The following is a 13,631-nucleotide window of genomic DNA, read 5'->3' on the forward strand; positions in this document are numbered from 1 at the left end:
GTCTGAGCAACAAGTCCACTACATCGCAGCGACCATCACCCCCGCGGTCCATCCAGCAGCAACTCCGCCAGCCTCGTCGTCAGCCACAAACTGGTCTCGCTGAGCTTTTTGCCATGTATCGATAGTCTGCGCACAGGCAGGCGTGACAAGGCCAGCGCAGGGCAGGGCACTTCCTGCAGGTAACCCTTGTAATTGTCGTAGTTGGCGATGTTCAGGGGCAGGATGGCCCAGCCCAGCTCGTCCGCGACCATCTCGGCAATACTGTAAAAACTGTCGGAAAACCAGACGGCGGGGCTGAAGGCATGTTCGCGGTTCAGCTCGGAATCCATGATCAGCTGGCGGTAGCGGGTCAGCTCGTTGCGGCTCACTTCCTGGCCGTGCGCCATGGCATGGCCTTTTGCCACGAACACACCTTGCGCCACGCTGCCGATGTGCTGCTGTTCCAGTATGGGCGAGATGGGGCCGCGGTCGAAGTGGAAGGCCACGTCGGCTTGCTGCTGCTCCACGTATTGCGCCACTTCCGACGCCGTGGCGTTGAGCATCACCAGTTCCAGCGCCGGATAGCGCGCCGCCAGTTCTTTCACCAAGGTGCCGATGGCCAGGTAGGGCAGGGCTTCGTCCAGCGCCAGGGTCAGCCGGGCTTCGGGCGCCTCGCTCAGCAGTTGGGCGCGCAGCTGCAATCGCTCGGCCTGGCGCAGCAGTTCGCACGCTTCCAGGTGCATCACCTTGCCCGCTTCCGTCAGCACGGCGCTGCGGCGCGAGCGGTCGAACAGTTCCACGCCGAATTCCGCTTCCAATAAACCAATCGAGGTGCTGACCACCGATTGCGCGCGGCCCAGCCGGCGCGCCGCGCCCGAGAAAGAGCCGGCCGCGACAGCCGCTTCAAAGTAGCGCATTTGTTCCAAAGTCCATTGCATGGCATCCACCTATCTGTTTTACAGATGGATTTTAACTTGAATGCCATTCAGGGGCGACATAAAATGCCTTTACATTTTCAACAACACGAGATCCGCCATGAAAAACGCCCAGGCCAATTCACCCGCCATCAGCTTCAGCTGGTGTCACGACGCCACTGCCGAAGATACATTGTGCAAGTTATATCTTGATAACGTCAGCGCCGACTATATCTCCCATTCGGAGCTGCAGGGCGAGCGCGCCGATGCGCCCGGCAACTGGCGCGCGGACTTGCCTGAGATCATCCGTGGCGAAATCCGCGCCGCCCTGTCGCATGACTGGGCACATGGCGATTCAACCCTGCTGGCCGTTGCCACGCAGGATGATGCCATCGTCGGCATGGCCTTGGTTTCCATCGACACGCGCCAGCGCGCCTCGAAATCGTTCGCCGCGCTGGACGATCTGGTCTTGCTGCCTTCCGTGCGCGGCAGCGGCATCGGCAGCCAGCTGGTGGAATGGGTGGCCGACGAGCTGCACAGCCACGGCATCGCCCGTTTGTTCCTCGAATGCGGCGCGCATAACCTGACGGCGCAACAATTCTTCCAGGGCCGCGGCTTCAAGCAAGTCTCCGTCGTCATGCTGCGTGAACTCGACGTGCCAGAAGTGACGGCCGCCGTGGATGACAAGGATGGCGACCGTGGCTGACGCCCGCCGCCCCCGACCAGCCCAGGCCCGTGGCAGCCTGGAACGTAAATATTTGCGCAGCACCCGCTTTATCCAAACAGATAGTTGTTAAAAGTTACACTAAATCAATGAGTTACCCATGCATTCAATGAAAAAATGGCTGACGCTGGCCATCGTCTCCAGCGCCTTGTTCCTGATCGTGGTCGACATGACCGTGCTCTACACCGCCTTGCCCGCGCTGACGCGCGACTTGCAGGCCACTTCCTCGCAAAAACTGTGGATCATCAACGTGTACGCGCTGGTTGTCTCCGGCCTGCTGCCCGGCCTCGGCACCCTCGGTGACCGTCTGAGCCACAAACCCGTTTTCCTTGCCGGCCTGGCCGTGTTCGGCATCGCTTCGCTGTGCGCCGCGTTTTCGCCCGCGCCGGAACTGTTGATTTTTTCGCGCATTCTGCTGGCCATCGGCGCCGCCTTGATGATGCCCGCCACCTTGTCCATCATCCGCCTGACCTTTACGGACAACCGTGAGCGCTCGTTCGCCATCGGCGTGTGGGCGGCGATCGCCTCGGGCGGCGCCGCGTTCGGCCCCGTGCTCGGTGGTTTCCTGATGGAACATTACTGGTGGGGTTCCGTCTTCCTGATCAACGTGCCCATCGTGCTGCTGACCCTGGTGCTGGCCGCCGTCGTCCTGCCAAAACGGGCCGGTAACCGCGACAAGCCGTGGGACTTGAAGGGTTCCCTGCAAATCATGATGGGTCTGCTTGGCGGTGTGTATGCGATCAAGGAGCTGGGCAAGTCGCAGCCGTCGTATGCGCTGGCCGCCGCGTCGTTCGCCGTGGGCGCCTTCTTCATGCTCAAATTCGTGCGTCGCCAGAAGCGCCAGGCCAAGCCGCTGATCGACTTCGCCCTGTTCCGCGAACTGCCGTTTTCCAGCGCCGTGGCCGCCGCCATGGTGGCGTCCGCCGCCCTGATCGGCATGGAACTGGCGCTGAGCCAGCACATGCAGCTGGTGCGGGAACTGTCGCCGCTGGAAGCGGGTCTGCTGCTGCTGCCATTGCCGCTGGCGTCCGTGTTTGCGGGGCCGCTGACGGGTTTCATGCTGCCGCGCGCCGACAAGGCCAAGGTGTTGTGGGGTTCGCTGCTGCTGTCCGGCATCGGCATGGCAGCGTATCTGGTGCTGCATGACGCCGCGGTCTCGGCCCAAGTGGCCAGCCTGGTAATCCTTGGCCTGGGCCTGGGCGCCGTCATGACGGCCGCATCGAGCGCCGTGATGCTGAACGTGGCGCCGCAACAAGCCGGCATGGCCGCCTCGATCGAAGAAGTGTCGTATGAACTGGGCGCCGTGATCGGCGTGACGGTGCTGGGCACGATTTTGTCGGCCGTCTACAGCGCCACCCTGGTGATCCCGGAAAGCGCGGGTCTGCTGCCGAACGCCCATGACACCCTCGATGCGGCGCTGCTGGCCGCCGAGCAATTGCCGGCCGAACTGGGCTTGCAAGTGTCGGAACTGGCCCGCTCGGCCTTCGACAAGGCGTTTATTGTCGTGCTGGCAACGGCTTCCGCCATCCTGATGGCGGCCGCGGCCACCATCCGCCACCTGCATCTGCGGGCGCGCCGGGCGATCTCGATCTAATGGATCAGCGCTTCAGCAGCGGCGCCACCTTGTCGCGCAAGACGGTCCATTGGGCGTCGTGCACAGCCTGGTTGGGGTCGTGCCCGGCCCGTTTCACCACGTTAAAATCCTTGGCCGGCGCGGTGATGCTGTCAAAGTAGGTGCGCGCGATGATGGGCGAGGTCAGCAAGTCCGCTTCGCCCATGATGAAAAACACGGGCAAGTCAAAGCGCGTGCCCAGCGCGGGCAGGTCGACCTTGGCAAACATGCCGTCGCCGCGCAGGCCGATGAACTGGATGTACGAGTAGTCATCGGCCGCCTCGGCATCCGCCAGGGCTTGCGGCGTGGCGTAGAACGGCGCCGGCTGCCACCAGTGTTTCGGTGGCGCATCCGTTGCCAATCCTTCATATTTGCGGTCGAAGCGGCGCAAGATGCCGAAGTTGCGCGGGTCCGTCCATGGCGGCGCACCGAGCGCCGTCAGCTTGTCCACCGTAGTGGTATCGCCGGCCGCCTGCGCCAGCGCAAGCACTTCCCGGTACATGCCGCTCTCGTTGGCCCGCGCATTGACCACCTGCGCCGTGCCGATATACGCGTGGAACAGGTCGGGGCGCGCCTTGGCCATGTGCACGCCCAGTATCGATCCCCAGGAACTGCCCATCAAAATGACTTTCTGCTGGCCCAGATGCTGTTCGATATAGCGCGCCACGGCGATGCCGTCGTCGCGCATCTGCTCTACAGTCAAGGGCACGTCTTCTGTTGGCTGCTGTTTCGCATACGTCATGCCGGCGCCGCGCTGGTCCCACTGCACCAGGGTGTAGTGGCGTTCCCAGCCGGCGTAGATGGCATCCGCGTAGGGACTCAGCGCATTGCCGGGGCCGCCATGGATGAACAGGATCACGGGATTGCCGCAGGCGGCGCCCGTGACCGTGATCCATTGCTCGATGCCGTTGATGGGCACATAGCCTTGTTCGCGCACGGCTTGCGTGGGCGAGGCACACGCAGGTACGGGAGCCGCTTGCGCCGTGTTGAAACAAGTTAAGAGCAGCAATGCCAGGCCTGTGATGCGCATATTGTCCTCTTCTATATAGTGGGGGGAACTACAGCGTGCAATCCTGCGCTGCCTTGCCGGCAATAAAACGGGTGCTGGCCTGTTCAAAACAGGCGGGCGCCGTCCACAACAGGAAATGCGGGGCCTTGCGCACGGTAGACAGGACCACCTTGCCGGCCTTGCTCTGCGTCAAAGCCTGCACTTGCGCCTGCGCGCCCGCATACGGCGTCTTCGGGTCCAAGGTTCCCTGCAGCACCAACGTTGGCGGCATTTTCGCCGGCAAGGCGCCGAAATAGGCGTCGCGTGGGTAGGTCGGCAAGCCGCCGCCAAGCAGGATACGGGGCAGGGGACTGGTAAACAACAAATTCTCCTCGTCGCGGTCGATGTCGGCGGCCGTCCAGCCGGGGCGCAACGATGGCTGCAGATTGTTTTCCGAATTGCTGATGATGCTGACCAGCGGAATCGACAGCGGCGACTGGGAATAGCTGCCCAGGCTGGCCGCCGCCTGCGTCAAGGTGGCGCGCACGGCCGTCAGTTCCGCCTCGCCCCCCTGGTCCAGCTCGCGCAGCAGATACGGAATGCGGACGCGGGCGGACGGCACGTCGAGCATGCCGCCCAGGAAGTTTTTCAGGTTCTTGCCGGGGATCTTCGCCAGCAGGGCGGGATCGGCTTGCGCCTTGTCCAGCACGCGGCGGTACAGGCTTGCGGCCGGCTCGCCCAATGCCGCATGGCAAGCGGCATCCGCGTCGCATTCGGCCAGCACCTGCATGCCGACCGTGTTGACCACGTGCGAGCGCTGGCTCAAATCCCAGCGCGCATCCGTTTGCGGCGGCACCAAGGAGTCGAGGATGACGCCCTTGACGGGCAGCGGCCCCAGCTGCAAGGTGCGCAAGACCAGCTGCGTACCGTAGGACACGCCATAGACATAGACCGGCGGCTTCCTGCTACCCCGCTCGCCTTCGATCAGGGCCTTCAGATCGCGCGCGGCCATCGTGATGGAAAACTGCGCCGCGTATTCCGGCATCAAGTTGATGCCGGCAAAGCAGCTGCCCCATTCCGCACCGGACAGGGCGCGCCCGCCGGGACTTTCTCTGGATTCTTCCACCTTGCACAGGCGCGAAGAATTGCCCGTGCCGCGGTGGTCGGGGATCAGGAATTCAAAGCCGGGAAAGCTGCGGCGCAAGGTGGGCAGCAAGCTGTAGAACGAGGCGCCCGATTCGCCGGGGCCGCCCGCCACCAGCCACAGGGTGCCCCTGGCGGGCTTGCCTGCAGGCACGTCGGCAGCAAACTTGCGCACGAAGACGTGCATGGCGTCCCTGTCGCCCACAGCGCGGCCCTGATCATCGTAGCTGCCGGGCACGTTCAAGCCCGAGCACAGGCTGCCGGGCATGGCCGTATCGGAGCAGGGGGTGAAGTACATCGGTTCGGCATGCAGGGAGGTGCCAGCCAGCAGAGTGGCCAGCAGGGTCAGGCGGGGCAGAAAGGTCATCGGCTACTTTGGCGAAGGTGGAGATCAGCCGCCAAAGTAGCGTTTTTTACAGCAATTGTCCAGATTGAAATATTTCTGGCAGGATTTAGTTGCTTTTGCTGCCACGCAGCAAGCGGAGACCGTTCGCCACCACCAGCAGGCTGGCACCCACGTCCGCGAACACGGCCATCCACAAGGTTGCCGTGCCGGCTAGCGCCAGGCCGAAGAACACGGCCTTGATGCCGATGGCAAAGCTGATGTTTTGCACGAGGATGCTGCGCGTGCGGTGGCTCAGGCTGATGAATTCAGGCAATTTGCCCAGTTCATCATCCATCAGGGCCACGTCCGCCGTCTCGATGGCCGTGTCGCTGCCGGCCGCGCCCATGGCAAAGCCGATGTCCGCCTGCGCCAGGGCCGGGGCGTCGTTGACGCCGTCGCCCAGCATGGCCACCACGCCGAATTGCTGCTGCAAGGCCTTGATCTCGTCCAGTTTATTCTCTGGCAGCAATTCCGCCTTGACCAGGCTGACACCGACCTCGGCGGCAATACGCTGCGCCGTCAGCAGATTGTCGCCCGTCAACATCACGGTGGTCACGCCCAGCGCGTTCAATCTGGCGATGGCGGACGCCGCCGTCGGGCGCAGCACGTCGGCCACGGCGATGACGCCCAGCGCACCGGCCGAGGTGGCCAGCACCATGGCCGTATAGGCTTGCTGTTCCAAGCGCGCCAGGACGGCTTGCAGGGCCGGCGTCAAGACCTGCAATTCCGTCATCAGGCGGGCATTGCCCAGATAATATGTCTTGCCGTCGATATGGCCTTGCACGCCGCGGCCATGCAGGGCGGCAAACTGGGTCACGGGCAAGTGGCTGCCAGCGGGCGGACCGGCCTTGACGATGGCGGCGGCCAGGGGGTGGGCGGAGTTCGCGTCCAGGCTGGCGGCCAGCAGCAGGATGGTATCGCGGTTGCTGCCGTCCATGGCCACCACGTCCGTGACGGCCGGTTTGCCCATGGTCAAGGTGCCCGTCTTGTCGACGGCGATGGCCTTGATGCGGTAACCCGTTTCCAGGAATTGCCCGCCTTTCACCAGGATGCCGCGCCGCGCCGCCGCCGTCAGGCCGCTGACGACGGTGACCGGGGTGGAAATGACGAGCGCGCACGGGCAGGCGATGACCAGCATCACCAAGGCCTTGTAGATCCAGGCCATGAATGGCTGGCCCAGCAGCAGGGGCGGCAGCACGGCCACGAGGATGGCGAAGACGACGACGGCGGGCGTGTAGTAGCGGGCGAAATTGTCGACAAAGCGCTGCGTGGGCGCCTGCTTGCCCTGGGTTTCCTCGATCACCTTGACGATCTTCGCCAGGGTGCTGTTGCCGCTGTTGGCCGTGACGGTGACGTCGAGCAAGCCCCGTTCATTGATGGTGCCCGCGTACACGACGTCGCCCACGGCCTTGTCCACCGGCATGCTTTCACCGGTGATCGGCGCCTGGTTGACGGACGATTCGCCGCTTTGCACGATGCCGTCGAGGGCGATGCGCTCGCCCGGCTTGACGCGCATCAGGGTACCGATGGCTACCGTGGCGACGGAGACTTGCTGCCAGGCGCCGCTGGCGTCGGCCACTGTCGCCGTATCGGGCGCCAGTTGCATCAGGCTGTGCACGGCGTTGCGCGCCCGGTTCAGCGACAAGCCTTCGATCAGTTCGGCAATGGCGAACAGGAAGATGACCATGGCCGCTTCCGGCCACTGGCCGATGGCGATGGCGCCAAACACAGCCAGGCTCATCAGGAAATTGATGTTCAGGGTGAACGTTTTCAGGGCAATCCAGCCCTTTTTCAGGGTTGGCCAGCCGCCCGTGGCGATCGACAGCAGGGCCAGCGCGATGACGAGAGGGGAACTGTCTTCATGCGTGGTCCACGCCAGCGCCTCAGCGCCGGCCGCAGCCAGGCCGGAAACCACCAGCAAGCCTTTTTGCAGGCCGGACAGGCTGCCTTCGTTCGGGTCGCGCGCGACGACGGCGTCCGCCTCCATGGGAATCGCCTGCATGCCGATGCCGTGCAGCGCCGCTTCCACCGTGGCCAGTGTAGGCAGGGTGTGGTGCACGTCGAGTACGCGGTTCATCAGGTTGAAATCGAGGCCCACGACGCCAGCCATCGTGGCCAGCTTGTTGCGGATCAAGCGTTCTTCCGTGGGGCAATCCATGTTGGCGATGCGGTATTTGGCCGTGTTGGCGCCGGCGATGGCAGCGCTGGGCAAGGCTGGGCCGGATGGGGCGGCAGGCGTGGACGAGCACGCGTGCTGGCTGGAGCAGCAGCTGGCCGCCTTGGGGGCATGCTCATGCTTGTGGTCGTGCTCGTGCTCGTGGGTATGATCGTGGCTATCGTGCGGCATCGCATTCGTCCTTCCGGTTTCGTGTATGCTTCCATTAGAAACCCTGTAGCCGCTACAGGGTCAAGCGGAATTTGCATGAAAGAATGAAAAGGGGATGCCATGCGTATCGGAGAACTGGCCAAACGGACAGATTGTGACGTGGAAACCGTGCGTTACTATGAAAAGGCGGGCTTGCTGCAGGAACCGGGCCGCAACAGTGCCGGCTACCGCGAGTACCGCGAAGAACACCAGGAACGGCTGCAATTCATCCGCCATTGCCGCTCGCTGCAGATCGGCTTGACGGATATCCGCGCCTTGCTGGAATTTAAGAACAACCCGGCCGAAGGTTGCCAGAGCGTCAATGAATTGCTCGACCATCATATCTTGCGTATTGCCGAGCAGATGGCGAATTTGCAAACCCTGCAGCAGCAACTGGTGACCCTGCGCCACCAGTGCGACCAGCCGCAGCCGTCGCAAGACTGCGCGATTTTACAAAACCTGTCCGAGGCGGCCAGCGGCCACGACTGCGCCTGCCATACCGAACTTCATTGACGATTGCTACATGCTGAAACTGTTGCCTAAAAAAACTTTATTCGCCTTATCCCTGCTGTCGCCACTCTGCCATGCTGCCGATGCGCCTGCCGCAGCCGGCCACTACCTGACCTTGTACGCCGCACCCGGCGTGCCGCAAGACGATGACCCGTACACCTGGAGCACGGTTGGCGGCAAGCAGCTGAGCAAAGGCGTGACGAAGGCGGACGGCCGCGCCTATGTCAAGGCGGAGGCGGGTGAAGAAAACTACATCCTGAAAACCGTCAGCATGCGCTGGCAGCTGAAGGTCCCCGCGCAATGCTGGCTGGGCGCTCCTGACGCCTTCCAGCAATGCATGCAACTGGCCAAAACCACGAGCCGCCATGATGAAGAGCAGGATGCGCTCAAGCTGGCTGAGCAGCAGAAGGAAGCCAAGATGCAGGCCAGGATCGCCGCCTACGCGGTGGAGGCCCAGGCCAACGACGATGCGCTGGCCTGGCTGGGGCGCTTGCCTTCGAGCTGGACAATAGAGAGCTATGGCACGCGCCTGCTGCGCATCGGCGACAAGGTGGCCAAACAGATTGGCGACGCGCTCAAGGATGGCGGTCCCGACGCGCGCCAGTTCGTCTGCCGCGCGCCCGACTACTACGGTCCCGTGCCGGACCAGGCCGCTGTCGACGCCTGGATAGGCGCACCGCGCGCCGTGCGCAAGGTGCGTACCGGTCCCGCCTGGGATGCGCTGGTGGCGGCCGGCGAAAAGGGCAACTGGATGGCCCGATTGGAACTGTATTACACCTTGTCCAGCGTCAATGTCGGCGAATTGAGCCTGCTGGAACAGTACCGCATCGTGCAATTGATGGAATGGCTGCACAAGAAACAAATCGGCGGACTGTATGGCTACTTCAGCGCCGGCATACCTGTCACTCCCGGCAATATGCCCAGCGCCACCTGGCGCAAGCAGGATCAGGCTTCGCTGTATGCGGCCATGCTGGGCAGTTACGAGGATCAGAACAGCCGGGGCGAGGTCTTGCAGGCAGACCCGGATGCCGCGCTGGCCGCGGTAGGCGGCAACATGCTGGCCTGCGCCAGGGCCGCATTGCCGCAACGTCACTAACGCGGCAGCAAGGGCGGGCCGCCATCACCCAGGCGGAAGGCGTCGACCACGCGCAATAGATCGTGCGCCTGGTCCTGCATGCTTTGCGCGGCGGCGGCCGATTGTTCGACGAGGGCGGCATTGCGCTGGGTCAATTCGTCCATTTCCGTGATGGCATTGTTGACTTCCTCGATGCCCTTGCTCTGGCGCTGGCTGGCCGCCGTGATGTCGTTCATGATTTCCGTCACCTGCTGGACGGAGGCGACAATATCTTCCATGGTGCGCCCGGCGCTGTCGGCCAGCTCGCTGCCCGTTTCTATGCGGGCCACGGAATCCTCGATCAATTGCTTGATTTCGCGCGCCGCCGTGGCCGAGCGCTGCGCCAGGCCCCGCACTTCGGTGGCGACGACGGCAAAGCCGCGTCCCTGTTCTCCCGCGCGCGCCGCTTCCACGGCCGCGTTCAAGGCGAGGATATTTGTCTGGAAGGCAATGCCGTCGATGACGGCGATGATATCGACGATGCGTCCGGAACTGGCCTTGATCGAGCCCATCGTCTCGACCACCTGGCCCACCACGCGGCCGCCTTCCAGTGCCACGTTCGACGTCGACAACACCATCTGGTTGGCCTGGTGCGCGTGGCTGGCATTTTCGCGCACGGTGTCCGTCAAGGCATGCATGGAGGTTGCCGTTTCTTGCAAGGAATGAGCCTGCGACTCCGTGCGGGCCGACAAGTCCGCATTGCCCAGCGCGATTTCACTCGCTTCCACCGTGATGGTGGAGCCCGCCTGGCGTATCTCGCCCAACAAGGTGTTCCAGTTTTTCAGCACGGTGGCCAGCGCCCGCGACAGCTTGCCCACCTCATCGTCGCCCCGGGCGTCGATGCGCGTCGTCAGGTCGCCGGCGGCCAGCGATTCGGCGGCGCGACAAGCGTCATCGATGGGCCGCACCACGGAGCGCGCCACCCAGGTGGCGATCAGGGCCAGCAGGGCAAAGCCGATGGCCATGGTGCCCAGCGACAGCCAGCCGGCGCGCTGGCCCGCATACTTGGTATCCTGCAAGGCATCGACCGTACGGTGGTCGAGGTTGAGCAGCACCTGGCGCAGCTGTCCGCGCACTTGCTGGTAGTGTCCGGCGGCATTTTGCATCGCGGCCACGCCCGTATTCGGGTCCATCGAAGCCAGATCCAGCGCCTGCGCCACGCTGGCGCGGTAGCGCTCGACACCGGGCAGCGCCTGGCCCGCTTCCGTGGCGGCGCCCGAGAATTTCTGCAATTCCTTCAAGCCTTGCGCGATGGCGTTCAGCTGGCCATCCGTTTGCGCGCCGAATTGCTTGAACTGTTCGTCCGACAGGCTGGCCGCGATGGCGATCTTCGCATACACGTCGGCGTGCACCTGGCCCAGGGCAATAGCTTGCTGGTTCGCAAGCCGTTCGGCCGTCAGGGTGACGTCCTTCAGTTCGTGCATGCGCTGCTCGTTCTGCTGCATGGCGAAGTAGGACAAGGCCCCCATGGCCAGCAGGCAAGCCAGCGCGACCACCGGGACGATCAACATCTTCTGTGCGATTTTCATCGGAACCCATATCGTCAAGAGAGCGGAAAACCATCGCGGCGCTGGCGGCGCGGCGGCTGGCTACAGGTAGATGCCGCCGCAGACGACGGTCTCGGCCAGCTTTTCGCAGTACATCACTTTCGGCTCGATTTTCTTGGTTTCCGGATTCGTGAACTTGTATTCCTGCCAGAAGGTGCCCTTGCTCTTGGCCAGGTCGACGCGCTCCTTGACGAAGGCCTTGCCATCGATATCTTTCAGCTCGATCAAGTTCTTGCCCACCATTTTCGGATTGGCGCCATGCGCCGCCACCGTGCCGTCGAGCTTGTAGACGACCAGGTACAGGTCATGCAGGATGAATTGCGGCGACTTGGCCGTGATTTCGCCATACGCCTTGGCGTCGCCGGCGCTCTTGATGTAGGACACGCCTTTCTTGACCATGGCTTCCGCGTCGGCGCGCGTGGCGCCGCCTTCGGCAGCGCTGGCGATACAGGGTAGCGTAGCGGCGGCAAGCATGAGCGACAGGCACATGGCAGGGGCGAACTTGGGCATGAGAATCTCCTTCACATTGCGGCAGGGAAATCCGGCGGGGGAACCGGTGCGGTAAGGCGGCGCCTATCGAAGTGCCGACGGGTCATGGTAGCGCGATGCCAGTGGACATGCGCTGGTGCAACAGATATTTTTTCAGACGGGCGTTTTTGCAACGTCGCGTGCACATTGCCGCAATAGATATTTCATAGGGAAAAGGAGAGCGCAGACTATCGAGTCGATAGTGTGGCGCCGGTGCCGCGCTACCAGTTGGCAGGGTCTTCCGCCGCCGCGCGCGCCAGGTCCTCGCGCCAGTCCTGCTGCACCAGGCGGTAAATATCGGCAAAGAAGGCGCGCGGGTCAGCCATCTCGTCCCACAAGGCGGGCAGGGCATAGGTACTCTCAGGGTCGTGCTCGAGGATGGCCTGGAAATCAAAATCAGGGTCTTGCAAGACCTGCGCCAGCACGGCCACCAGTGCATGGCGGTGGCGGTAGCTGAGTTCCTTGTATTGCGACGTGATGTCGCGGCGTATCAGGGCCGCGCGCTGGACCGGGTCGTTCATGTTCCAGGCGTCGAGCTCCACGCCCAGGGTTTCTTCGCGGTCATACACGTCGAAGGGGCCGAGGAAATGATACAAGGTGGGAACGTAGAGAGCGTCGCTCCAGGGGCCGCGCAGGCCCTTCTGTTTTAGTTCTTGCATGATGGTTCCCCGTTCAGGCGCATACAGGCAAGATCCAGCCTTCATCCCCGAGGTCGGTCGGGTAGATGGCGCGGGTCTGGTTCTCGCCCCAGCGGGCATGGTCGAGGATGCCGTCTTCATGCATGTCCAGCACCCATTCCGTGCTTTCCAGCAAGGTGCCATCCTTGTGGTACACGCGGAAGAAGGTGGACGTGCTCAGCGCGCGCACGATGTTCTGCGGCACGCCGTTGCCGTAATGCGGTACATAGGTCTTGATCACGCATGTGCCCTGGTCGTTCCACTGCTGTGCATAGACGGTGGCATTGCGCGCCGCGCTTACCTTGATGAAGAGCCAGCCTGCCAGCAGGAAGATGAGCAGGACGGCGGCGGCGATCAGGCCGGTTTTCTTGAGTAGCTGCATGAGGTCATGGCATGGCCGAAAACGAAGTTGCGGCATTGTATGTCAAGAGCAGAAATACTTGCTGTACAGCACGTACGGCAAGTATTTCCCCGCGTATGGCTGTCTATTTCGCCAATGCCGCCTGCAGGGCGTTCGACATCTCCAGGTGATGTTGCAACGCTGGCAAAGTCTTCCTGGCAAAAGCCTTGATATCGGGGTCGCTGGCTTTCTGGCTGGCATCCGTAAACAATTTCACGGCTTCCTTGTGCGCGGCTACGCCGATGCTGGCCGCATATTCCTTGTCGAAGGCCGGGCCTTCCAGGCGGCCCAGCTTGTCGATCTGCGCCTGGTGCTTGGCGCCAGGCTGGTCGCTGACCTCGATCTGCTTGCTGCTGGCCAGCTGTTTCAGTTCCTCTGCCACTTTCGTGTGATCGGTGACCATGGCGTCGGCGAATTTCTTCACCTCGGGATTGCTGCTCTTGCTTTGCGCCACTTTGCTGGCGGCAATTTCCGTGCTGCCCGCGTCGGCGGCCTTGCTGAGGAATTGCTTGTCATACGCGCCCGGCGCGGCGGCCGCGATGCTGTTGATGGCGATACCGCTCAACAGCGCCACGGCGGCGCCGATGGCCACGTTTTTCAGGGAGGGGGTGCGGGAAGTGGTGGTGGAGATAGGCATAAGAACTCCTTTCGTGTATGGCGCAGAATTTTGCAAGCTGATTCGAATGTTATCGCAGCCAACGGCACACACGCATAGGACAGGAACGGCTATCTCCGTAGGACTGAT

13 protein-coding genes are annotated in these 13,631 nt (G+C 63.0%); 4 read left to right on the top strand and 9 right to left on the bottom strand.

Annotation, left to right across the window (positions count from 1 at the left end; translation table 11 throughout):
* Positions 1-35 precede the first annotated feature (35 nt).
* Positions 36-917 carry a LysR family transcriptional regulator gene (locus AC3IQ7_RS16030; protein WP_199534239.1) on the bottom strand — a complete coding sequence of 294 codons (882 nt, stop codon included), beginning with the start codon at positions 915-917 and terminating at the stop codon, positions 36-38.
* Between the two features lie 97 nt (positions 918-1,014).
* Between AC3IQ7_RS16030 and AC3IQ7_RS16035 the strand changes: the two genes are divergently transcribed.
* Both AC3IQ7_RS16035 and AC3IQ7_RS16040 read left to right on the top strand, forming a co-directional pair.
* Positions 1,015-1,599: a GNAT family N-acetyltransferase gene (locus AC3IQ7_RS16035; protein ID WP_158301090.1), complete on the top strand. Its 585-nt coding sequence runs from the start codon at positions 1,015-1,017 to the stop codon at positions 1,597-1,599.
* Positions 1,600-1,726: 127 nt separating this feature from the next.
* Entirely contained in the window at positions 1,727-3,211 is a 1,485-nt protein-coding gene (locus AC3IQ7_RS16040) for an MFS transporter (RefSeq protein ID WP_489210463.1), read from the top strand.
* Positions 3,212-3,215: 4 nt separating this feature from the next.
* Here the strand turns inward: AC3IQ7_RS16040 and AC3IQ7_RS16045 are convergent, their stop codons facing one another.
* The 3 genes from AC3IQ7_RS16045 to AC3IQ7_RS16055 form a co-directional block, all read right to left on the bottom strand.
* A complete protein-coding gene (locus AC3IQ7_RS16045) occupies positions 3,216-4,259 on the bottom strand; it encodes an alpha/beta fold hydrolase (RefSeq protein WP_099376760.1) in 1,044 nt (347 codons plus the stop codon).
* A gap of 28 nt (positions 4,260-4,287) precedes the next feature.
* Complete coding sequence (locus AC3IQ7_RS16050) at positions 4,288-5,727, bottom strand: alpha/beta fold hydrolase (protein ID WP_489206644.1); 1,440 nt, start codon at positions 5,725-5,727, stop codon at positions 4,288-4,290.
* Between the two features lie 85 nt (positions 5,728-5,812).
* Positions 5,813-8,092, bottom strand: a complete 2,280-nt coding sequence (locus tag AC3IQ7_RS16055; protein ID WP_489206645.1) for a heavy metal translocating P-type ATPase — start codon at positions 8,090-8,092, stop codon at positions 5,813-5,815.
* Positions 8,093-8,191: 99 nt separating this feature from the next.
* On the opposite strand from AC3IQ7_RS16055, the gene cadR reads away from it, so the two are divergent.
* Positions 8,192-8,623, top strand: a complete 432-nt coding sequence (gene cadR / locus AC3IQ7_RS16060) for a Cd(II)/Pb(II)-responsive transcriptional regulator (RefSeq protein ID WP_034787498.1) — start codon at positions 8,192-8,194, stop codon at positions 8,621-8,623.
* A gap of 10 nt (positions 8,624-8,633) precedes the next feature.
* Complete coding sequence (locus tag AC3IQ7_RS16065; RefSeq protein ID WP_489206646.1) at positions 8,634-9,716, top strand: hypothetical protein; 1,083 nt, start codon at positions 8,634-8,636, stop codon at positions 9,714-9,716.
* Here AC3IQ7_RS16065 and AC3IQ7_RS16070 read toward each other — a convergent pair.
* The 5 genes from AC3IQ7_RS16070 to AC3IQ7_RS16090 all read right to left on the bottom strand — a co-directional run bounded on the left by AC3IQ7_RS16070 (position 9,713) and on the right by AC3IQ7_RS16090 (position 13,523).
* Positions 9,713-11,263, bottom strand: coding sequence for a methyl-accepting chemotaxis protein (locus AC3IQ7_RS16070; RefSeq protein ID WP_489206647.1), 1,551 nt, complete (start codon positions 11,261-11,263; stop codon positions 9,713-9,715). The genes AC3IQ7_RS16065 and AC3IQ7_RS16070 overlap by 4 nt on opposite strands.
* Positions 11,264-11,323: 60 nt before the next feature.
* On the bottom strand, positions 11,324-11,791 hold the full coding sequence (locus AC3IQ7_RS16075; RefSeq protein WP_324847106.1) for a cache domain-containing protein: 468 nt from the start codon (positions 11,789-11,791) through the stop codon (positions 11,324-11,326).
* Between the two features lie 239 nt (positions 11,792-12,030).
* Positions 12,031-12,468, bottom strand: a complete 438-nt coding sequence (locus tag AC3IQ7_RS16080) for a hypothetical protein (protein ID WP_489206648.1) — start codon at positions 12,466-12,468, stop codon at positions 12,031-12,033.
* A 13-nt stretch (positions 12,469-12,481) separates the two neighbouring features.
* The gene (locus AC3IQ7_RS16085) at positions 12,482-12,868 is read right to left on the bottom strand and encodes a hypothetical protein (protein WP_489206649.1); all 387 of its coding nucleotides are present in this window, start codon (positions 12,866-12,868) and stop codon (positions 12,482-12,484) included.
* A gap of 103 nt (positions 12,869-12,971) precedes the next feature.
* Positions 12,972-13,523 (bottom strand): DUF4142 domain-containing protein, encoded by a 552-nt coding sequence (locus tag AC3IQ7_RS16090; protein WP_489206650.1) that lies wholly within the window; start codon positions 13,521-13,523, stop codon positions 12,972-12,974.
* Positions 13,524-13,631 lie beyond the last annotated feature (108 nt).

This window comes from Janthinobacterium sp. GL_088 (assembly GCF_057837845.1).